Below are 20333 nucleotides of genomic sequence, written 5' to 3'. Positions count from 1 at the left end.
GCGCATTCCTCCCCGTCAGGTGTGGGCGATCCAAACGCCCATGTCCTCAAATTGTTTTTCCAGCGCCTCCATCCGCTCTCTGGAGGGGGCCTCCACGCCCCGGGCGGCGGGCTCGTAGGGCAGGCCCAGGTTGGCGTACTTGGCCTTGCCGAATTCGTGATAGGGCAGCAGCTCCAGGGGAATCCGCCGGCCCAGGCTCCCAAGGAAGGCCCCGATGGCGGCGAGGTTCTCCGCATCGTCGTTGTAGGTGGGAATCACCGGCATCCGCACCAGCAGGGACTTCTCCGGGTATTCCTCGGCCAGGATGCGGAGGTTGCGGAGGATGGGCCCGCTGGACACCCCCAGCACCGCCAGGCTCCGGGCCGGGTCCGCCAGCTTGATGTCGCAGAGGAAGTGGTCCACCCAGGGCACCGCCCGGCGCAGCACGTCCTCCCCGGCATAGCAGGTGGTCTCCACGGCGGTGGAGATGCCCAGGCGCTCCTTCGCCCCCCGCAAAAGCGCCAGCAGCGCGTCCGGGTGGGACAGGGGCTCGCCGCCGCTGACCGTCAGCCCGCCGCCGCTGCGGAGGTAGAAGTTCTCGTCCTTTGCCACCTCCTCCAGCACGGACTCCACGGACCGCTCCTCGCCGAAGATTTTGTAGCAGTCCTGGTGGCAGGCCGCAACGCAGGCGCCGCACAGGCCGCAGCGCGCCCGGTCCAGCCGGACGCCGTCCGCCTCCAGGCGGATGGCCCCCCGGGGGCACGCCGCCGCGCAGCGGCCGCACCGGCGGCACAGATTCTGATTGTGGGACAGGAGGGGGGCGAAGCTCTGCCCCTCCGGGTTGGCGCACCAGGGACAGCGCAGGGGGCACCCCTGCAAAAATACGATGGTGCGGATGCCGGGGCCGTCGTGTACGGAGTATTTCTGGATATTGAAGATGTGGGTCTGCTGGCTGCACGGCGTGCACATAGGCGCTTCCTCCTGCCCTTGTCTGCCCCGGCCGTCCCGGGGCGCGGTTTCAAATGGTGTGGACCGTTCTGCGGATCAGGTGGTCCTGCACGTCCCGCCCCAGCTCCACAAAGTAGGCGCTGTAGCCGGACACCCGCACCAGCAGGTCCTTGTAGTTCTCCGGGTGGCGCTGGGCCTCCAGGAGCGTGTCGCCGTCCAGGATGTTGTACTGGACGTGGAAGATGCCGTAGTCGTTCAAGGCGTGGTTGAAGTCCACAAACTTCTTCAGATTCGCCTCACTGTCCACGATGTTGGGGGCGAATTTCAGGTTGAACACGTAGCCCTGGGGCAGCAGGGAGGCGTCGATCTTGGAGAGGGACTTCACCACGCTGGTGGGGCCCTGCAAATCCCGGCCCTGCATGGGACAGATGTTGTCGTTGAGCAGCTCGCCGCCCACCCGGCCGTCGGGGGTGGGGCCGGTGCGCCAGCCGAAGCCCACGTTGCCGGTGAGGTTGTAGACACTGGGCACCCATCTGCCGCCCCGGGGATTCTCGTACCCCTGCATGGCCTCGTAGTAGTCCCGCACCACAAACACCGCCTCCGTGTCCGCTCCGTCGTCGTCGTTGCCGAACTTGGGGGTCCGCCGGATGAGCAGCTGCCGCAGCGCCTCTCCCCGCTCCCCGGCGAAGTTGCCGTCCAGCGCCTGGAGCAGCTCCTCCATGGTGACGCTGCCCTCCTCGAACACCGCCCGCTTCACCGCCGCCAGGGAGTCCGACGCGGTAATGGGCCCGGCGGCCAGGGGGGAGGTCTGGTTATAGACAGCGCCGCCGGCGGTGAAATCCCGCCCGGACTCCACGCAGCCGTCCACAATCAGCGAGTAGAACACATGGGGCACCAGCTCCGCCTGCACGTTGTCCAGCACGTTGTCCAAAATGGCCAGCTGCCGGACAAAGTAGCGGACCTGCCGGGAATAGGCCGTCCGCAGCGCCTCCATGTCCCGGAAGGTCCGGGGGTCGCCGGTATGGGGGCCCATCTGCACGTTCACGTCCGGGTGGAAGTCCTTCCCGTCGTAGTACCAGTGCTGCACGCCGTCGTGCAGCGCCAGGTCCATGCACATGGCAAGGCACAGATTGCCCATGTTGCCCCCGGAGCAGGTCTTGCCGCAGACGATGATCTCCGAGCAGCCCAGATCGCCGTAATTCCGGGCGTCCTCCAGGGGGATGCCCGCGTTTTGCAGGGACTGGATCACCACCCGGTCCGTGAAGAACTTGGGCTTGTCCCGGCCCGCCGCCGCGTGGGCGCAGCACTTTTTCAAAAACCGCTGGGGGATCAGGGCGTGGTTGCGCACGGCGATGTCCGGCTGCATCAGCCGCACGTCCTCGTCGGCGTCGATGCACAGGTAGGAGAGCTCGTTGGTGGCGTCCCTGCCGTTTTCGTCCACGCCGGAGAGGGTGATGGTCTGGCCCACGCCGGGGCCGGCGAAGATCATGGCGCCCTCATTGCTGTAAATCTTGGTGATGGTGGCGGTCTGGAGATACAGGCAGTCCAGAAGCTCCAGCGCCCCCTCGTCGTCCAAAGCGCCCGCCTGCTTGTCGCGGAGGTAGTAGGGGTAGAGGTACTGGTCCATTCGGCCCAGGCACACCGACAGGCCGTTGACCTCGATCTGGGGAATGAGCTGCACGAACCAGACGCACTGTAAAGCCTCCCAGTAGTCCCGGGCGGGCTCCATGGGCACCCGGCGGCAGTTTTGCGCCATCCGCAGCAGCTCCTGCCGCCGGTCCGCGTCCGCCGTCTCGGCGGCCAGCCGCTCCGCCAGGGCGGCGTACCGCTCCGCAAAGCACGCCACCGCCCGGATGGTCTCCAGCTCCCCCTGGTAGAAGGTGTATTTTGCGTAGTAGTCCGTGGCGGTCTGGTCCAGGGCCTCCATCCGCTCCTGAATCTCCCGGCCGATGTCCCGGAAGCCCCGCTCCAGAATCCGGGGGAAGTCCGGGATGAAGTGGCCGTGGCCGGACATCAGGTAGTTGGCGTTGGAGATGATGCCGTATTGCAGGCTGCGCCGCACACTCTCCGGCAGCACGCCGTCGGCCCGGTCCCGCACCGTCTTGCAATTCCAGTAGGGCAGCAGCGCCTTCAGCTCCGCCACCTGCTCCGGCGTGATGGCGAACTTGTCGCCGGGCCGGGTGGGCCAGCCCTCCATCTCCGCCAGGGTGGCGTCCCACTGGAACTCCGGGAAGATCAGCCCCGCCCGGGACCGCTCCCCCTGGTTCCCCGCCAGGAGCTGGCCGTCGTGGATGTAGATGGGCATCTCTCCCAAAATCTTCTGGAGGGCCTTGGCCCGGCGCAGCGGCGCCGGCAGCCCCTCCGTCTCCTGATAGGACGCCGTGACCAGCCGCGCCCGGGCCGTGTCCACCGTGCGGTCGATGTGGACCTGCTTTCTGATGCGCTCCACCCGCTCTTTTCTGGTAAGTTTCATGATGCACCCCCGTCGTTCACGCAAAATTCCCATGTCCGCGCCGGGCCGCGCCCCCGGCTCCCAACCACAGCATAGCAAGCCATGCTCCATTTTTATGTTGCAAATACTACGGATTTACCGCCAGTTTTTGTGAAAACGCGCACATTTTTTGTGACAATTCACCTTGTGAAAATATGCCACGAACAGCGGCCTGCTCATGGCATATTTCTCAGCGTTGGGCGGGGACCCTCACACGTCCATGCCCAGCAGGCGGGGCAGCAGCAGCGACAGGTCCGGGAACACGATTAGCAGCACCGTCAGCACCACATAGACCAGGATATAGGGCACCACGCGCTTGGAGATGTCCTCCATCTTCACCTTCAGGGAGGACGAGGAGATGAACAGCGCCACGCCCACCGGCGGCGTGATGATGCCGATGAGGTTGCCGATGAGGAAGACGGCGCAGATGGCGTAGGCGTTGATGCCGAAGGGCGCCAGGGCCGCTACCGCCGTGGGCGCCAGAATGATGCACAGCACGATCAGATCAATGAAGCAGCCCATGACCAGCAGCACCGCCAGCAAAAACAGCATTCCCAGGATGGGGCTGACGTTGCAGATGCCCGTCATCAGTTCCACGAAGAACTTGGTCATGCCGCTCATGCTCATGACGTAGCTGATGACGTAGGAGGACGCGCACAGCAGCAGCACGGTGGCGGCGGTCTTGCCGGCGTCGGCGAAGATGTCCCGCACCAGCCTCAGGTTCAGCCGCCCATAGACCAGGGCCAGGAGGAAGGAGAAGGCGGAGCCGATGGCGCCGGCCTCCGTGGCGGTGAAGACGCCGCCGTACATGCCGCCGATGACCACCACGGGGACGGAGACCAGGGGCAAAAAGCGGAGGAAGGCGTCCCGCTTCTCCTTGGCGGTGTACACCCGGTCGCTGCCGCCGAAGCCGTGCTTCCGGGAGAGGTAGATGATGGTCAGCGTCAAAAAGACGACGGTCAGCAGGCCGATGGACAAATCCACGATGAACAGCGAGCCGATGGAAAGGCCCGTGGCCACGCCCAGCACAATACAGGTGACGGAGGGCGGAATCAGCTGGCCCAGGGGGGCGCAGGCCGCGATGGTGGCGGCGGTCCAGTCGGCGGGGTAGCCGTTGTCGATCATCTCCGGCCCCAGCATTTTGCTGAAGGTGGCACAGGTGGCGTTGGCGGAGCCGGTAAGGGCGCCGAAGATGGCGGAGGCGTAGACGGCGATGAGGGCCAGGCCGCCCTTCCGCTTGCCGATGGAGGGTTTCAAGGCGTCCACCAGCAGGCTGGCAAGCCCCGTCTTCTGGTAGATGACGCCCATGAGGGTGAAGAGGAAGATGGCCAGCAGGGTGAAGCTGCCGAAGCCCGAGAGGACGCTTTTAATCACCAGGGACATCTTCAACCCCGAGGCCAGCATGGCCAGGGCGCCGGCGCCGCCCAGGGCGTAGGTGATGGGGGTGCCCAGGAAGAGCATGGCGAAAAAGGCCAGGAAAAAGACCAGGGCCAACAAACCGGTACTCATGCCTTCGCACCTCCCTCTTCCTCAGCCGCCGCAGGGGGGCCGTACTTCTCGAAATACGTGCCGAACCAGATGTCCAGGATGCACAGGGCGATGCGGATGGCGATCATGATAAAGCCGAACACCGCCGCGCCGTAGACGTAAATAAACGAATATCCGTAGTACACGGTCTTCTGGGCCGTGTAGTTGGGGATATTGATGATGCCGTAGTAAACGCAGGGGAGAACGAAGATGTAGTTCGTCAGATAGACCAGGGTGAAATAGACCCGCTTGAACAGCAGGTTCTTGCTGGCCATGACTTTGGAGGGGAAGATTTCCACATTGGGGTTGTCGTTGATGGAGAAGAGGTAGCTGCTGCCCAAAAAGCACAGCCACATATGGAAGGTCTGCGCCAGCTCCGTCTGATAGGGGCAGGAGAGGCGGAAGCAGTAGCGGCCCAGGACGCACCAGGTCATCAGGACGAACAGCGCCACGCCCATCACCAGCATCACCGTTTTTTCAAAGGCCGCCAGGCCACGGTCAATCGTATTGAGTGCAGTTTTCACGGGAGTCCTCCTCACGTATCCGCAAATTCGGATGATTCACCCGGAAAGGGGAGAGGCCGGAAGCCTCTCCCCTTCCCTGGAAACAGAATCGGATGCGGCTTTTCGCGCCGGAATCAGTTGGCGTCCACCCAGTCGATGACGTCCTGGCCGATTTTGCCGGCGTAGGTGTCGAACAGTCCGCCGTCTACCAGAACCTGCTTGAACTCGGAGTTGTCTGCCACCTGGATCACGTTGACGCCAGCCTCCTCCAATGCGTCTGCGGCGGCGCCGGCGGCGTAGGCCTTGCCCAGCTCCGTGGAGTACAGGCAGGCCTCATGGGCGGCCTCCCAGATGATATCCTGATACTCCTGGGGCAGCCCGTCCATCAGCTCCTTGGAGGCAAGCAGGGGGTGGAACAGCTGGAGCCAGCCGGCCTTGGTGTAGTTGGGGGCCACCTCGTAGAATCGCATGGCCAAATAGGTATCCACCTCGTTCTCCATGCCGTCGATGACGTTGGTCTGCATGGACTGGTAGCACTCGTTATAGGACAGGGGGGTGGCCTGGGCGCCCATCATGCCGATGGCGTCCACCTGAATCTGGGTCTGCATGGTCCGCAGCTTCAAATCCTTCATATCCGCCAGGCAGGTGATGGGCTTGCCCTCCACGGTGAGGAAGTTCCGGTCGCCCACGGAGGCCAGGTCCAGGCAGTACAGCCCGATGTCGGACACGGTGTCCATGTGCGCCCGGGCCACGTCGGACTGGGTGAAGGCGATGGCCTGGTCCTGATCGCGGAAGAGGAAGGGGCAGTCCGCGAACACGAAGGCGTCGGTGAAGCCCGCCATGACGGCGGAGGACACGCTGGCAAAGGCCAGCTCACCGTTTTGCATCATCTCCACATACTCCTGCTCGGAGCCCAGCTCGCCGCCGGGATGGATGTCAATGATGACATGGCCGTCGGTCCGCTCCTCCACCAGCTCCTTCAGCTTGTTGAATCGGGTGGTGTGCTGGGAGTTGGGGTCCTCCGCCACGGTGTAGGCGGCAATCAGGGTGTATACGGTGCCGTCGGCCTGGGGGGCGTCCCCGGTCCCGGAGCCGCCCTCTCCCGCGGAGCCGCCGCAGGCGGTCAGGAGGGAGAGCAGCAGGAGGGACGCGAGCGCAATGGACAAAGCCTTCTTCATGGTCTTCCAGTCTCCTTTCAATATTGCCATACCTCGGTGGATTTTCTCGGTTGCAATTGTGAGTATAGCACAAACGCCTTTTTGACGTTTGTGCTATCCGGAAAACTTTTTGCATTTTTCTGCATACTTTTCGTCTATTTCGTACGACTCCACTTTTTTACTATCTTTTCGCCGCTTTCCGCGGGGGTTTGGGGCGTTTTCCGCCCCGGCCTCCCGTCCGGCAACTGCCCGCCGCCCCGGTTTTTTCCAGGGGCGGCGGGCAGCAGGGCGGGTTTGTGCGATGCGCAAAAGGGCAAAGCGCCGCCCCGGACTTACACCAGCTCCCCCCGGGCCTCCTGGGCCCAGTGGTCCACCACCATCTTCGGCGCGTAGACGAACATCATGTGCATCTCCCCGTCCCCGGTGTTTCTCAGGGTGTGGGGCACCCCGGCGGGCACGTAGACAAAGTCCCCGGAGACCAGCGGGCAGGTCTCGCCCCCCACCGTCATCTCCCCCGTCCCCTGCAAAATCGTGTAGCTCTCCACCGTGGGGTGGTCGTGGAGGGGGACGGAGCCGCCGGGGTGGATCATCACATAGCCCTGGCAGAAATGGTCCCCGTTGATGCAGCCGTTTTCCCCCAGCATCACCCGGGTGCGGCGCCCCGCCGGAAACTCCATGCCCTCGATCTCAAAAATATTTCCCTTCAGCATACGCTGCTCCTCCTTTTTGCGGGCTCAGCGGACGTTTCCGTCCGCCCGGTAGTCCCGCCAGACATTTTCAAAGAAATCATCCTCCTGGGGAATGGGCCGGACCGGCCGCCAGGAATAGGTGCAGCCCCCCTCGCCGTACCGGGCCAGCTGAACCGTATCCCCCCGCTCTCCCCGGTCCAGCCGGTAGGTGAACCGCTCCGGCAGGGCGTCGGAGGGCCGGTTCCCCGCCGCGTCCCGGTAGAGCGCGGAGCCCCGGCTCTTCCCGCCGCGGCGGAGGTAGTCCGCCATGGCCCCCAGGTACACCGTCTGGCACACCAGGGCGTCCCGGTAGTGGTAGGCGTCCCCCAGGCCCCGGATGTCCGCCGCCCGGGCCTCCCGGGGGAAATCCGCCAGGCTCCGCCGGGTCTCCGCCAGGGCCGCCTCGATCTCCGCCAGGTCCCGGATGGGGCCCCCCGCCCGGCTCATCCGCCTCCGGGCCTGGGTCCACAGCCGGTCCACCGTGGCCTCCCCGCCGGAGAGAAGGCCGTCAAACCGGGCCAGGTGGCGCGGCAGCACCGCCCCGCAGGCCGCCCGGAACCCCGCCTCGTCCGGCGGCAGGTCCCGCCGGGCGGTGATATACCGGGCGGCCCGGAGGGCGCCCACCTGCCCGGCGTTCAGCGCGCTGCCGCCGGGGCGGCACACGCCGTGGGTCCCCGCCGCCTCCCCGGCGGCAAAGAGGCCCGCCACGCCGGTCTGCCACCAGGCGTCCACGTCCAGCCCGCCGTTGTTGTGCTGGGCGCAGAGGGCGATCTCCAGGGGCTCCGTCTGCAAATCCACGCCCCGGCTGCGGTAGAACGCCGCCGCCGGGGCGTTCAGCCGCAGCAGCCGGTCGATGGGCGTTCCGAAGTCCGCCCCGGCGCTTTTCAGGTAGTCCCGGGCCCGGGGGTCCAGGGAGGCAAAGTCCACCGGGCAGCCGCCGGGGTTCTCCCGGTAGTCCAAAAACACCCGGCGCCCCTTCATACAGCACTCCTGGTACACCAGCAGGTCAATCACCGAGGAGCCGTCCCGGACCTTCTCCACGTCGAAGGGCCACTGGTAGCCCTTGAGGAACACCTTGCTCAGCATGTCCCCCCGGTCGGCGAAAAACGACGAGAGAAACTCCCGGGCGTCCCCCCCGGCGGGGTCCGTAGAGATCAACCGGGGCAGCACCTGCATGTAGCTGCCCGAGACGTTCCACCGGGGGCGGAGGGAGGCCAGGCCGTACTGCCACTCCGTCAAATTCTTTCCCAGGGCCCCCGCCTCCAGCGGCACGCCGGTCATGCCGGCGTGGCCCACGGGATACACAGAGTCCTCGTACATCCCGGCGGGGCCGCCGGTGGCCCAGACCACGTTGCAGCAGCACAGCGCCGCGTAGGCCGTCTCCCGGGAGGACGCGTTCAGATCCAGGCAGAGCAGGCCCTTCACCCCCGCCTCATCCGTCAGTACGGCCACCGCCAGATAGCCGTCCAGCAGCGAAATGCCCTTTGCCCGGACGGCGCGCTCCAGGGCCTCCGTCATCTCCCGGGAGGTCAGGGGCCCCACGGAGGTGGCCCGGCGGCGGGGGTCGTGGTCCGTCTTGTAGCCCACATACTCCCCGAACCGGTTCACCGGGAAGGGCACCCCCAGCTCGCACAGCCGCAGAAAGCAGGGCACGGAGTTGGCCGCCTCCGCCAGGGCGTGGTCCCCGTCCACGCAGCGGCCCTCAAACAGCGTCCGGGCCATCTCCCCCACGGAATCCGGCTCCCCGCCGGAGAGGGTCAGCTTGTAATAGGTCTGCTTGTCGGAGCCGGTGTTGCGGGAGGTTCCCCGGGCCATCCCCTCCGTCACCAGCACCACGTCCCGGCGGCCCAGCTTCCACAGCTGGTCCGCCGCGTTGAAGCCCGCGGCGCCGCTGCCCACCACCACCGCACCGGCCCGGGCCACCCGCAGCGAGTAGCCGCCGATCTCCTGTATGCTCCACTCCATGTGCCGTCCTCCCTTTCAAAGCCGCTGCAAATGCATGCCGCCGTCCACAAAGATCACCTGGCCGGTGGTGTAGCGGAAGCCGCCGCTGCACAGGGCCGCCACCGCCCGGCCCACGTCCTCCGGCAAGCCCCACCGGGCGATGGGGCTGATGCCGCTTTGGAACAGGGCGTCGTACTTCTCCCGCACCCGGGCGGTCATGTCCGACAGAATGATGCCGGGGCGGATCTCATAGACATAGATCTGCTCCGGCGCCAGCCGGTCCGCGTAGAGCCGGGTCAGCATGGACACCCCCGCCTTGGACACGCAGTACTCCCCCCGGTTCACGGAGGAGACCTCGGCGGAGATGGAGCTAATGTTGACGATGGTGCCCCGGGCGCCGTCCACCGCCGCCTGGGCCAGCATCTGCCGGGCCGCCGCCTGGGTCAGGAACATGGTGCCCCGGGTGTTGGTGCCCACCACCTCGTCGAAGCTCTCCTCCGTCATCTCCAGCAAATCCGCCCGGACCCGGGGGGCCACGCCGGCGTTGTTCACCAGCACGTCCAGCCGGCCGAACCGCTCCGCCGCCTGGGCCACGCACCGGCGGCTGTCCGCCGTGTCCGCCAGGTTCCCTCGGAGGTATACCACCTCATGGCCCGCTGCCCGCAGGGCCTCCAGCGCCGGGGCGTAGCGGCTCTCGGCGCTGGAGCCGGTGACGGCCACGGCGTAGCCCGCCTCCGCCAGCGCCCGGGCGATGCCAAGGCCGATGCCCCGGCCGCCCCCCGTCACAAGGGCCGTCTTTTTCATATTCCTTCCCCCTCCTCGGTTTGTTGGCCCTCCCGGGCCGCCCAGAATGCCAGCACGTCCCGGCGCATCTGCTCCGGCGGCACCTGGACGCCGGTCCAGTGCGCGAAGGAGCACACCCCCTGGTGGGCCAGCAGGTCCAGCCCCGCCACCGTGGAAAAGCCCAGGGCCCCGGCCCTCTTCAAAAACCGGGTGACCGGAGGCTCGTACACGGCGTCGAAAAACAAGGTGCCCGGCGCCGCCGCCCCGTAGGGGAAGATGCGGTCCAAGTCCCCCTGGTCCCGCATGCCGTTGGGGGTGGCGTTGGCCACCAAGCCGCAGGCGGGCAGCTCCCGCCGCCACAGGGCCGGGTCCCAGTCCAGCAGGCGGAGCCGCGTCCGGGGGCAGCGCAGGGCAATCCGGTCCGCAAAGCGGCGGAAGCTCTCCACAAAGGCGGTGTGGGACAGGGGGTTGGACACCACCAGCTCCTCCACTCCCTGGAGTGCCGCCTGGGCCGCCGCGGCCCGGGCAAAGCCCCCCGCCCCCAGGATGAGGGCCTTCCGGATGGGCCGGGCCTCCCCCCGCCCCTCCTGGACGGCGGACCAGAAGCCGGAGCTGTCCGTGTTGTAGCCGGTCAGGACGCCGTCTCGGCTCACCGCGCAGTTCACCGCCCCGATGATCTGGGCCTCGTCGCCCAGGGCGTCCATATGGCGGAGGGCCGCCTCCTTCACCGGCATGGTGAACACGTACCCCTCCAGCTCCACCAGCCGCAGCGCCTCCATCACCCGGTCGAAGGACGCCAAATCCGCCCGCAGCGCCAGGAACACGCAGTCCATCCCCAGCCGGTCGAAGGCGCTGTTCATGATGACGGGCGACATGGAGTGGGCGATGGGGTCTCCCAAAATGGCGAACAGGCGGGTCTTTGCGTTGACGGTGATCGTTCTCACTGCGGCGCCTCCTCTCTTCTCTGCCGCCTCCGGCCCCCCACGGAATCCCGCAGGACGAGCCGCGGCGGATAGCGCTTCTCCGGCCTGCCCGCCGGGGTCCGGCCCTCGATCACGGCGATGAGGTGCCGGGTGGCGTCCCGGCCCATCTCGTAGAGGGGCTGCTCCACCGTGGTCAGCGCCGGAGAGTAGCAGGCGGCGAAGGGCACGTTGTCGTACCCCAGCACCGACACGTCCTCCGGCACCCGCAGCCCCGCCCGGGCCAGGGCCCGCATGGTGTCGAAGGCCAGCGGGTCGCTCTGGGCGAAGACCGCCTGGGGCACGCAGCCCGCCTCCACCTTTTCCAGCACGCAGCGATAGGCCCGCTCCGCCTGGTCCTCCACCCCCGTCCACACCAGATCCTCCTCCACCGGCAGCCCGTGGTCCCGGAGGGCCCGCTCATAGCCCCGCAGGCGCTGGCGGTGCAGCTCCAGCTGGGCGCGGCCGGTGACGGTGGCGATCCGGGTGAAGCCCTGCTCCAGGAGGTAGCCGGTGCCCAGGTACGCCCCCCGCTCGTTGTCGGACACGAAGGCGTCCGTCCCGTCCGGCGCGGCCCGCATGAGGCACACCGCCGGATAGCCCTCCTCCCGCAGCTCCAGGAGGGTGCGGCTCTCCCCGCCGGAGAGGGCCGTGGAGAACAAAAAGCCGTCCACAAAGCGGTTTTTCAGGTTCCGGATATACTCCCGCTCCCGCTCCTGGTCCTCCTGGGTGTTGCAGAACACCACAAAATAGCCCTGCCGCCGGGCCTCCGTCTCCACCGCGATGGCCAGGCTGGGGTAAATCTGGTTTTCAATGTTGGGAATCAGAAAGGCGATGGTCCGGGTCCGCCCCTCCTTCAGCCCCTTGGCCATCACGTTGGGCCGGTACTCCATCTCCTCCGCGATGCGGAGCACCCTGGCCCGGGTCTTCTCCTCCACCAGGTCCTTTCCGTTCAGGACCCTGGACACCGTGCTGGCGGAGACCCCCGCCCGCTGCGCCACGTCCTTCAAGGTCACCATACTTCCATCACAGCCTTTCTTTGCAAACGTTTGCATTTCCGGGCGACTGCACCGCTTTCCCCGTTGGACGGCGCCCTTCTTTGCTGCAAACGTTTTTATTTCCTCTGCCCCCAGCATAACAGAACCCGTTTCCCGGCGCAATAAACAGCTTTTCTCAACTTTCCCGTCCGTTTTCATCAGTTTTGCACAACGCGGCGGCCAATCCGCCTCCGCGCTCCTCCCGGGCAGGGCGGCAGAGCCGAATTTGCGCTCCCGGCGGCAAACCCGGTGCCGTCCCTTGCGCGGCGCGGGAAAATCCGGTATAATAATGGCATCTTTCGTTTTCTAAATTCGATACAGAAGGGTGATATCTGAATATGAAACTGGTAACGTACTCCCTCTCCGGCGCCGTGCAGGTGGGGCTGATCGGCACCGACGCCGAAAAGGTGGTCCCCATCCGCGCCCTGGGCTTCACCGCCGCCGACATGAACGGCTTCATTGACCAGCTCCAAGGGGCCTCTCCCGCCGCCCTGCTGGAGCAGGTGGACGCCGCCCCCGGCGATCCCCTGGCCCAGTGCCGCCTGCTGGCCCCCATTCAGCACCCCCGGCAGGATGTGGTGTGCCTGGGCGTGAATTACTACGAGCACCGGGACGAGACCCTGGCCTCCAACATCAAGTACGACGGGAAGCTCTCCAAGCCCGTGTATTTCAGCAAGCGGGTCAACGAGGCCGTGGCCCCCGGCGAGGCCATCGACAGCCACACCGGCCTGGTGGAGTGCCTGGACTACGAGGTGGAGCTGGCGGTGATTTTGGGCAAAGACGCCAGCAAGGTGCCCCTGGACCAGGTGGAGGACTATATCCTGGGCTACACCATCCTCAACGACGTCAGCGCCCGGGACCTGCAGTCCGCCCACCAGCAGTGGTACTTCGGCAAGAGCCTGGACGGCTTCACCCCCATCGGCCCCTGGATTGTCACGAAGGACGAGCTGGCGTGGATGCCCAAGCTGGCCATCCGCTCCTTTGTCAACGGGGAGCTGCGGCAGAACAACAACACGGAGCGGATGATGACCGGCATCGACGCCGCCATCCACCAGCTCTCCCAGGGCATCACCCTGAAGGCGGGCACCATCCTGGCCATGGGCACCCCCTCCGGCGTGGGCATGGCCTTCAACCCCACCCGGTATATGCACCCCGGCGACGTGGTCCGCTGCGAGATCGAGGGCATCGGCGTGCTGGAAAACCCCGTCCGCTGACCCCTTTGCAGAAAAAGACGCGCACAGGCAATGCCTGTGCGCGTCTTTTCTGTCAGTTGTCCAGGCACCGGCGCACCGCGCCGTCCAGCAGCGCCATGTCCGCCTCCGTCAGATCCCAGTCGAAGGCGGCGCAGTTCTGCAGCACCTTCGCCCGGCTCTGGGCCCCCACGATGCAGGAGGAGACGAAGTCCTTCTTCGCACACCAGTTCAGGGCGATCTGGGACAGGGACACCCCGCCGTGGTCTGCGGAGAACTGGTCCATCACCTTCAGCAGCTCCATCACCTTGGAGAACATGGGCTCCCGGAAGTGCTTGTAGAAGCGGCTGCGGCTGTCGCTCTCGGCGAAGGCCGTCACCTCCCGGAAGGCGCCGGTGAGGATGCCGCCGCCCAGGGAGCCGTAGGTCATGACGCCCATGCCCTGCTCCGCCGCCCAGCGGATGAGGGCCTCGTCGTCCCGGTGGACCATGGAGTACTGGGGCTGGTAGGCCTCGATCTCGCAGAACTGCCCAGCCTCCTCCATCTGCTCCTGGCTGAAGTTGGAGACGCCCACGTGGAGGATCTTGCCCTCCTGCTTCAGGCGGTTCAGGGCGTCCATGGTCTCCGCGAAGGGGGTGTTGGGGTCCGGCCAGTGGATGAGGTAGAGGTCGATGTAATCGGTTTGCAGGTTCCGCAGGGAGTCCTCGCACTGCTGGCGGATGCGGGCGGGGGAGCCGTCCCGGACGTAGGTGGTGCCGTTGACAAACACGTTGCCGCACTTGGTGGAGATCACCACGTTCCGCCGCACCCCCAGGTCCTTCAGCGCCTTGCCCAGCAATTGCTCCGCCGCGCCGCCGTTGTAGGCGGGGGCGGTGTCGAAGAAGTTGACCCCGGCCTCCACCGCGGCCCGGATGGCGTCCAGCCGGGTCTCCTCGGAGTTGTCGTCCCAGCCCACGCCGCCGATGCCCCAGGTGCCCAGGGCCATCTCCGAGACCTGCATCCCGGTCTTTCCAAACTGTTTGTAGCGCATATGCTTCATCCCTTTCAAAATTTTGAGGGGCTTGCTCTCTTCCATCCCGGGCCCGTCCCCCCTTCGGGCCGCCCGGCCCGCCGTCCTTCGGGCCATCGGGAAAACCGAATCGCCGTTATACAAAAAATATATTACCACAAGCGGGAAAAAGGTGCTACCATAAATCCATGCTTTTCCCTGAAATTTTGAAAGGCGGCCCGGCCGAGCGCTTCTCCCCTCCCCGGAGCCGGGCTTGGCCTACGGCCGCGCATCGCCGGAGAACAAAAGGAGGAATCCCTTCCATGGAAGAACTGATTTACCGGGACCGCCGGGGCACCAACGCCTCCAAGTGGAACCATCTGGAGAAGAAATTCACCCGGGACGGCCTGCTGGGCCTGTGGGTGGCGGACATGGACTTTGCCGCCCCCGCCTGCGTCCGGGAGGCCCTGCACCGGCAGGTGGAATTCGGCGTATTCGGCTACGATGAGACGCCGGAGGGCTACTACGAGGCCTTTCTCCGCTGGGAGAAAATCTGGCACGGCTACGAGGTCCGGCGGGAGTGGCTGCGGCACTCCCCCGGCGTGGTAGCGGCCTTCAACTGGTTCATCCAGCTGCTGACCAGGCCCGGCGACGGCGTTCTGGTCCAGACGCCGGTGTACTACCCCTTTTTGTCCGCGGCGGAGGACAACGGCTGCCGCCTGGTGAAAAATGAGCTGGTGAACACCAACGGCGTCTACACCGTGGACTTCGCGGACTTTGAGCGGAAGCTGGCGGAGGAGCGCGTCAAGGTCTTCCTCCTCTGCTCCCCCCACAACCCCGTGGGCCGGGTGTGGCGGCGGGAGGAGCTGAAGACCCTGCTGGACCTGTGCCGGGCCCACGGCGTGTATGTCATCGCCGACGAGATTCACCACGACTTCGTCCACGGGGACCACCCCCACCTCCCCGCCGCCACTCTGGGGGACTACGACGACATGTTGGTGACGCTGACGGCCCCCAGTAAGACCTTCAACCTGGCGGGACTGAAGAACTCCGTCATCATCATTCCCGACGAGGCCCTCCGCCGGTCCTACGACGCCTACACGAGAAGGCTCCACGTGGCCGACGGCAACAGCTTCGGCGTCACCGCCGCGGAGGCCGCCTACACCGGCGGGCGCCCCTGGCTGGAGCAGGTCTTGCAGGTGGTGCGGGGGAACGAGCGTATCCTCCGGGAGGAGCTGCTGCCCCGGAAACCCCGGCTGGTTCTCTCCCCCCTGGAGGGGACCTATCTGGCCTGGCTGGACCTGGGGGGCTACCTGCGGCCGGAGGAGCTGGAGGCGGCGGTGGAGGGCCGGTGCGGCCTGGCCCTGGACTACGGCTCCTGGTTCGGCGGCAATGCCCTCTGCCACGTCCGTATCAATTTGGCCACCCGGCCGGAGACCATCCGGCAGGCCGCGGAGGCCCTCGCGGCGCACCTGTAACTGGAAAAGCGGCCCCGTGCGTATGCACGGGGCCGCTTTTTTGCCCGTCCAACGAAAAAAATCCGGGAGCGGCCAGGCCGCTCCCGGGAATGCGTACGGACGGGATCAGTACATCAGGTTGGGCAGGAACATGGACAGGGGCTCCCAATAGGTAATCAGGATCAAGTCCAGGATCATGACGCCCAGGATGGGCAGAATGCCCTTGCAGATCTGCTCCAGCTTGGCGTTGGCCACGTTGCAGGCCACGAACAGGTTCACGCCCAGAGGCGGCGTCACAAAGCCGATGGCCAGGTTCACCACCATGATGATGCCGAACTGCACGGGGTCCACACCCATTGCCTGCACGATGGGCAGGAAGATGGGGGCCAAAATGATGATGGCGGCGTTGGTCTCCATGAAGCAGCCCACGATCAGCAGCAGGATGTTGATGAGCATCAGCAGCACCACGCGGCTGTCGGTGACGGACTGGAAGAAGTCGGCGATCAGCATGGGAACCCGCTCCAGGGTCAGAATCCGGCCGAAGGTAGTGGCGGTGCCCAGGATGATCAGGATGGTGGCGGTGGTCAAAGCGGCGCTGGCAAAGATGCGGTACAGGTCCTTCAGCTTCAGGTCCCGGTACACGAACAGACCCACGACCAGGCCATAGGCCACGGCCACGGCGGCCGCCTCGGTGGGCGTGAAGATACCGCCGTAGATGCCGCCCAGGATGATGATGGGCACCAGCAGCGCCCACACGCCGTCCTTCAGGGCCAGGCCCACGTTGCCCCAGGAGAAGGGGGCGGCCTCTTTGTTGATGTAGCCGTGCTTCTTGCAGTAGAAGCTGCTGTAGACGCACAGGGAGACGCCGATCAGGATGCCGGGCAGGAAGCCGGCCAGGAACAGGGCGCCGACGGAGGCGCCGGTGGCCACGCAGTACATGACCATGGGGATGGAGGGCGGGATGATGACGCCGATGGAACCGGCGGCGGCGGTGATGGCGCTGCCGAAGTTCTTGTCATAGCCCTGCTTCATCATGCTGGGGATGGTCAAACCGCCGATGGCGGCCACGGTGGCCGGGCCGGAACCGGAGATGGCGGCGAAGAACATGCAGGCCACCACGGTGACCAACGCCAACCCGCCGTACTTCCGGCCCAGGAAGGCGTCCGCGATGTTCAGCAGGCGCCGGGAGATGCCGCCGGTGGCCATCAGCTCACCGGCCAGCACGAAGAAGGGCACGGCCATCAGGGGGAAGGAGTCCGCGCCGGTGACCAGGCCCTGGGCCAGGTAGGTGGGCTGCACCACGCCGCTGCTCAAAATGGCGATCAGGCTGGACATGCCCAAAGAGATGCCGATGGGCACGCGGAGAATCAGGAGAAGCGCAAAGCTTCCAAACAGAATCGCAACTTCCATATCTTACACTCCTCTCATTCCCACTCAGGTGCCTTCACGGCAACGATGATCTTCTGCACCAGGCGAATCACCGTCAACACCATGCCGACGACAGGAGCTGCGTACACATACTGCATGGGCATTCCCATGGCGGGGGACATCTGGCCGCTGGTGATCTGCATGCCCACCACCAAAATGCCGTAGTAAATAATGGCGACGGCAAAAATCAGGAACAGCACGTAGGCCACGATGGCGTAGCCGCGCTTGATCTTCTTGGGCATAAAGGTATAGACGGCGTCCACGCAGATGTGCTTATCCATTTTGACACCCAGGCTGATGCCGATATAGATCATCCAGATGAACAGATAGCGGGCCAATTCCTCGGACCAGGAGAGGGAGTTGTTCAAAACATAGCGGAAAAAGACCTGCAGAACGATGATGATGCTCATCAGCGCCAGGAAAATAACGCAGAGAATCTTTTCCATGTGTTCGTCAAGAAACTTTAAGACTTTCATTCCCTTTGCTCTCCACCTTTCTCTATTTTGATTCTTAACGCTTTTTTTACAATCTCTATTACCGGGAAGAGACTGCCGCATTCAGGCAGTCTCTTCCCCAACGGCCGCGTAAAGACGGCGCGTTTCTCAGTACTCGAAACCAGCGGCGGCCCAGAGATCTTGGGCGTAGGTGCCGCCGGCCGCCTCAATGACCTTGTCATAGATGCCGGCGTTGGTGCAGGCAGCGATCATCTCCTTGCGCAGATCCTCGCTGACCTCATAGACCTTGCTCAGGCCGGAGTCGTTGATGCCGTCGGTGCACTTCTGGTTGTTGACATCGCAGGTCTCGCGGTTGTTCTGAACGGCCTCGTCCATGCACTGCTGAACCAGCTCCTGGGTCTTGGCGTTCAGGCTGTTCCAGACGTCCAGGTTCATGAACACCACATAGGGGGTGTAGATGTGCTGGGTCAGGTAAACGTGGTCCTGCACCTCGTGGAGCTTATTGTTGTAAATCTGCTCCAGGGGGTTCTCCTGGGCGTCGAAAGCCTTCTGCTGCAGAGCAGTGTACAGCTCACCGAAAGCCAGGGGGGAGGGGTTGGCGCCCAGAGCGGTCCAGATGGCCAGGTGCACCTCGTTCTCCATGGTGCGGATCTTCAGGCCCTTCAGATCGGCCAGGGTGTTGACCTCGCGGTTGCAGGTCAGGTTGCGGAAGCCGTTTTCAAAGTAGCCCAGGCCCTTCAAGCCATAATCGGCCATGGAGTCCAGCAGGGCCTGACCGGCCTCGCTGTCCATGGTGGCGCGGGCGGTCTCATAGCTGGAGAACAGGAAGGGGGTCTCGAAGGCGTTCAGAGAGGGCACCAGGGCCGCGATAGCGGCGGGGGAGGGAGCGCCCATGGTCACGTTGCCCTGCACGCAGGCCTCGGTGTACTCGCGGTCGCCGCCCAGCTGCTGGTTGGGATAGATGTCCACGGTGATCACGCCGCCGGAGCGCTCTTCCAACAGCTCCTTAAAGTACACCAGGCTGGTGTGCTGGGCCACGGTCTCAGTGGAGCCGTGGGCGGCGATGATGTTAAAGGCGGTGTAGCCCTCATCGGCGGGGGCTTCGGTCTGGGAACCGGAGTCCGCGGGAGGGGTGGTCTCTTCCTTCTTGCCGCCGCAGCCGGCCAGCAGAGTGGCGCTCAGGCCGAGCACCAGAACCAAAGACAAAAACTTCTTCACGTATCTTCTCCTCACGTTTCATGTGGGTCTCGCCGCCGCATGCGGCGGCGGGGATGGGGTGGCGTCGGTCGGTACCGCCCGCCGGAGCGGGCGGTACCGGAGGGCAATCCCTTAGGGCTGGAAGCCGGCAGCGGCCCACAGGTCTGCGGCATAGGTGCCGCCGGCCTTCTCGATGACCATGTCATAGATACCGGCATCGGTACAGGCCTTGACCATCTCGTCGTGCAGCTCGGGGCTGACCTCGTAGGTCTTGCTCACGCCGGAGTTGTCGATGGCCTCGAAGCAGGCCTGCTCGTTGGCCTCGCAGATCTCGCGGCAGTACTGAACGGCCTCGTCCATGCACTCCTGAATCAGGTTCTGGGTCTTCTCATTCAGGCTGTTCCAGGTGTCCAGGTTCATGTAGATGATGTAGGGGGTGTAGATGTGGCCGGTCTTGTAGACGTGGTCCTGCACCTCATAGAACTTGGTGTTGTAGATCAGCTCGGCGGGGTTCTCCTGCGCATCGAAGGACTTCTGCTGCAGGGCGGTGTACAGCTCGCCGAAGGCCAAGGGGCCGGGGTTGGCGCCCAGGGCGGTCCAGATGGCCAGATGGACCTCGTTCTCCATGGTCCGGATCTTCAGGCCCTTCAGGTCGGCCAGGGAGTTGATCTCCTTGTTGCAGGTCAGGTGACGGAAGCCGTTCTCGAAGTAGCCCAGGCCCTTCAGACCGGCGCTCTCCAGGGAGTCCAGCAGAGCCTGGCCGGCCTCGCTGTCCAGAGCCTTGTACACGGTCTCCCGGTCAGAGAACAGGAAGGGAGTCTCAAAGGCGTTCAGCGCGGGAACGAAGGGGGCGATGTTCGCGGTGGAGGGACCGCCCATGGTCACGTTGCCCTGGGTAGCGGCCTCGGTGTACTCCCGGTCGCCGCCCAGCTGCTGGTTGGGATACAGGTCCACGGTGACGGCGCCGCCGGAGCGCTCTTCCACCAGCTCAATGAACTTCAGGAAGGACTGGTTCTCGGAGGTGGTCTCCGCAGCGCCGTGAGCGGCGATGATGTTCAGGGTGTCATACCCCTCATCGGCAGGCGTGTCGGTCTGGGTGCCGCCATCGGCGGGGGGGGTGGGGGTCTCCTCTTTCTTGCCGCCGCAGCCAGCCAGCAGGGTGGCGGTCAGGCCCAGAACGAGGATCAGGGATAAAATCTTCTTCATCATTCTTTCTCCTTCTTCTTCAAAATTCTTCATCAATGCCGTCCCTGTGGCGGGACAGCAGAAATGGTCTTCCTCGCAGGAACGCCTGTGCGGCATCACCGGGATTCGGACCGGTACTAAAAATAGCATATTCCGGTCCATCTTTCAAGATGAAAGCCAGCCAGGTTTCAAAACTTTGGAATCTCTCACAGCCTGCAAACGCACATTTTGTACAAAATTACAAGCGAAAATCAGTAAAATTACCAAACTTTGTGAAAGGAAAAACTCTGTGTTTCTCCTGCAACAGTTCCGGTGTCAGGAAAACCGGCTGGCGGCCCGCTCAATGTCCACGATTTTCTCCATGGCCTTCATGTACT

The 20333-nt window shown here is 64.9% G+C and carries 18 protein-coding genes; 3 read left to right on the top strand and 15 right to left on the bottom strand.

The features are described 5' to 3' along the window. Positions 1 to 15: 15 nt before the first annotated feature. The 10 genes from QZS21_RS08790 to QZS21_RS08745 form a co-directional block, all read right to left on the bottom strand. On the bottom strand, positions 16 to 948 hold the full coding sequence (locus QZS21_RS08790; protein ID WP_295582462.1) for a glycyl-radical enzyme activating protein: 933 nt from the start codon (positions 946 to 948) through the stop codon (positions 16 to 18). Between the two features lie 49 nt (positions 949 to 997). Further along, entirely contained in the window at positions 998 to 3400 is a 2403-nt protein-coding gene (locus QZS21_RS08785) for a formate C-acetyltransferase/glycerol dehydratase family glycyl radical enzyme (RefSeq protein WP_295582460.1), read from the bottom strand. 228 nt (positions 3401 to 3628) lie between these two features. After that, positions 3629 to 4927 carry a TRAP transporter large permease gene (locus QZS21_RS08780; RefSeq protein ID WP_295582458.1) on the bottom strand — a complete coding sequence of 433 codons (1299 nt, stop codon included), beginning with the start codon at positions 4925 to 4927 and terminating at the stop codon, positions 3629 to 3631. Then, positions 4924 to 5469 carry a TRAP transporter small permease gene (locus tag QZS21_RS08775; protein WP_295582456.1) on the bottom strand — a complete coding sequence of 182 codons (546 nt, stop codon included), beginning with the start codon at positions 5467 to 5469 and terminating at the stop codon, positions 4924 to 4926. The genes QZS21_RS08780 and QZS21_RS08775 overlap by 4 nt, the downstream gene beginning before the upstream one ends. Before the next feature lie 113 nt (positions 5470 to 5582). After that, the gene (locus tag QZS21_RS08770) at positions 5583 to 6626 is read right to left on the bottom strand and encodes a TRAP transporter substrate-binding protein (RefSeq protein WP_295582454.1); all 1044 of its coding nucleotides are present in this window, start codon (positions 6624 to 6626) and stop codon (positions 5583 to 5585) included. A 311-nt stretch (positions 6627 to 6937) separates the two neighbouring features. Beyond that, positions 6938 to 7315, bottom strand: coding sequence for a cupin domain-containing protein (locus tag QZS21_RS08765; RefSeq protein WP_295582451.1), 378 nt, complete (start codon positions 7313 to 7315; stop codon positions 6938 to 6940). Between the two features lie 24 nt (positions 7316 to 7339). Next, positions 7340 to 9298, bottom strand: a complete 1959-nt coding sequence (locus QZS21_RS08760; RefSeq protein ID WP_295582449.1) for an FAD-binding protein — start codon at positions 9296 to 9298, stop codon at positions 7340 to 7342. Between the two features lie 15 nt (positions 9299 to 9313). After that, on the bottom strand, positions 9314 to 10081 hold the full coding sequence (locus tag QZS21_RS08755; RefSeq protein WP_295582448.1) for a 3-ketoacyl-ACP reductase: 768 nt from the start codon (positions 10079 to 10081) through the stop codon (positions 9314 to 9316). After that, the gene (locus tag QZS21_RS08750) at positions 10078 to 11004 is read right to left on the bottom strand and encodes a shikimate dehydrogenase (protein ID WP_295582446.1); all 927 of its coding nucleotides are present in this window, start codon (positions 11002 to 11004) and stop codon (positions 10078 to 10080) included. Before QZS21_RS08750 ends, QZS21_RS08755 begins: the two co-directional genes overlap by 4 nt. Further along, on the bottom strand, positions 11001 to 12038 hold the full coding sequence (locus tag QZS21_RS08745; protein WP_295582445.1) for a LacI family DNA-binding transcriptional regulator: 1038 nt from the start codon (positions 12036 to 12038) through the stop codon (positions 11001 to 11003). Before QZS21_RS08745 ends, QZS21_RS08750 begins: the two co-directional genes overlap by 4 nt. A gap of 356 nt (positions 12039 to 12394) precedes the next feature. On the opposite strand from QZS21_RS08745, the gene QZS21_RS08740 reads away from it, so the two are divergent. After that, complete coding sequence (locus QZS21_RS08740) at positions 12395 to 13270, top strand: fumarylacetoacetate hydrolase family protein (protein ID WP_295582443.1); 876 nt, start codon at positions 12395 to 12397, stop codon at positions 13268 to 13270. Positions 13271 to 13322: 52 nt separating this feature from the next. On the opposite strand, the gene QZS21_RS08735 is transcribed toward QZS21_RS08740, so the two are convergent. Continuing rightward, positions 13323 to 14276 carry an aldo/keto reductase gene (locus tag QZS21_RS08735; protein ID WP_295582441.1) on the bottom strand — a complete coding sequence of 318 codons (954 nt, stop codon included), beginning with the start codon at positions 14274 to 14276 and terminating at the stop codon, positions 13323 to 13325. Between the two features lie 281 nt (positions 14277 to 14557). Here QZS21_RS08735 and QZS21_RS08730 point away from each other — a divergent pair, with 281 nt between their 5' ends. Beyond that, positions 14558 to 15712: a MalY/PatB family protein gene (locus QZS21_RS08730; RefSeq protein WP_295582438.1), complete on the top strand. Its 1155-nt coding sequence runs from the start codon at positions 14558 to 14560 to the stop codon at positions 15710 to 15712. Positions 15713 to 15817: 105 nt separating this feature from the next. Here QZS21_RS08730 and QZS21_RS08725 read toward each other — a convergent pair whose 3' ends face one another. The 4 genes from QZS21_RS08725 to QZS21_RS08710 form a co-directional block, all read right to left on the bottom strand. Continuing rightward, complete coding sequence (locus QZS21_RS08725) at positions 15818 to 17101, bottom strand: TRAP transporter large permease (RefSeq protein ID WP_295582436.1); 1284 nt, start codon at positions 17099 to 17101, stop codon at positions 15818 to 15820. Positions 17102 to 17115: 14 nt separating this feature from the next. Then, positions 17116 to 17595, bottom strand: a complete 480-nt coding sequence (locus QZS21_RS08720; RefSeq protein WP_295582434.1) for a TRAP transporter small permease — start codon at positions 17593 to 17595, stop codon at positions 17116 to 17118. A gap of 126 nt (positions 17596 to 17721) precedes the next feature. Next, complete coding sequence (locus tag QZS21_RS08715; RefSeq protein ID WP_295582432.1) at positions 17722 to 18792, bottom strand: TRAP transporter substrate-binding protein; 1071 nt, start codon at positions 18790 to 18792, stop codon at positions 17722 to 17724. A 111-nt stretch (positions 18793 to 18903) separates the two neighbouring features. Continuing rightward, positions 18904 to 19977: a TRAP transporter substrate-binding protein gene (locus tag QZS21_RS08710; protein WP_295582431.1), complete on the bottom strand. Its 1074-nt coding sequence runs from the start codon at positions 19975 to 19977 to the stop codon at positions 18904 to 18906. A gap of 46 nt (positions 19978 to 20023) precedes the next feature. Here QZS21_RS08710 and QZS21_RS08705 point away from each other — a divergent pair. Beyond that, positions 20024 to 20333, top strand: a 310-nt coding sequence (locus QZS21_RS08705) for a hypothetical protein (protein WP_295582429.1), incomplete at its 3' end; no start/stop codon positions are given.

Source organism: uncultured Oscillibacter sp., assembly GCF_900544955.1.
GTDB lineage: Bacteria > Bacillota > Clostridia > Oscillospirales > Oscillospiraceae > Oscillibacter.
This window is presented reverse-complemented; position numbering and strand designations above follow the sequence as displayed.

Excerpts from the sequence above, each read along its gene's own strand:
- QZS21_RS08780 (WP_295582458.1), bottom strand. The coding sequence starts at position 4,927 with ATGAGTACCGGTTTGTTGGCCCTGGTCTTTTTCCTGGCCTTTTTCGCC.
- QZS21_RS08735 (WP_295582441.1), bottom strand. The coding sequence starts at position 14,276 with ATGCGCTACAAACAGTTTGGAAAGACCGGGATGCAGGTCTCGGAGATG.
- QZS21_RS08755 (WP_295582448.1), bottom strand. The coding sequence starts at position 10,081 with ATGAAAAAGACGGCCCTTGTGACGGGGGGCGGCCGGGGCATCGGCCTT.
- QZS21_RS08730 (WP_295582438.1), top strand. The coding sequence starts at position 14,558 with ATGGAAGAACTGATTTACCGGGACCGCCGGGGCACCAACGCCTCCAAG.
- QZS21_RS08770 (WP_295582454.1), bottom strand. The coding sequence starts at position 6,626 with ATGAAGAAGGCTTTGTCCATTGCGCTCGCGTCCCTCCTGCTGCTCTCC.
- QZS21_RS08710 (WP_295582431.1), bottom strand. The coding sequence starts at position 19,977 with ATGAAGAAGATTTTATCCCTGATCCTCGTTCTGGGCCTGACCGCCACC.
- QZS21_RS08745 (WP_295582445.1), bottom strand. The coding sequence starts at position 12,038 with ATGGTGACCTTGAAGGACGTGGCGCAGCGGGCGGGGGTCTCCGCCAGC.
- QZS21_RS08725 (WP_295582436.1), bottom strand. The coding sequence starts at position 17,101 with ATGGAAGTTGCGATTCTGTTTGGAAGCTTTGCGCTTCTCCTGATTCTC.
- QZS21_RS08765 (WP_295582451.1), bottom strand. The coding sequence starts at position 7,315 with ATGCTGAAGGGAAATATTTTTGAGATCGAGGGCATGGAGTTTCCGGCG.
- QZS21_RS08760 (WP_295582449.1), bottom strand. The coding sequence starts at position 9,298 with ATGGAGTGGAGCATACAGGAGATCGGCGGCTACTCGCTGCGGGTGGCC.
- QZS21_RS08740 (WP_295582443.1), top strand. The coding sequence starts at position 12,395 with ATGAAACTGGTAACGTACTCCCTCTCCGGCGCCGTGCAGGTGGGGCTG.
- QZS21_RS08790 (WP_295582462.1), bottom strand. The coding sequence starts at position 948 with ATGTGCACGCCGTGCAGCCAGCAGACCCACATCTTCAATATCCAGAAA.
- QZS21_RS08720 (WP_295582434.1), bottom strand. The coding sequence starts at position 17,595 with ATGAAAGTCTTAAAGTTTCTTGACGAACACATGGAAAAGATTCTCTGC.
- QZS21_RS08785 (WP_295582460.1), bottom strand. The coding sequence starts at position 3,400 with ATGAAACTTACCAGAAAAGAGCGGGTGGAGCGCATCAGAAAGCAGGTC.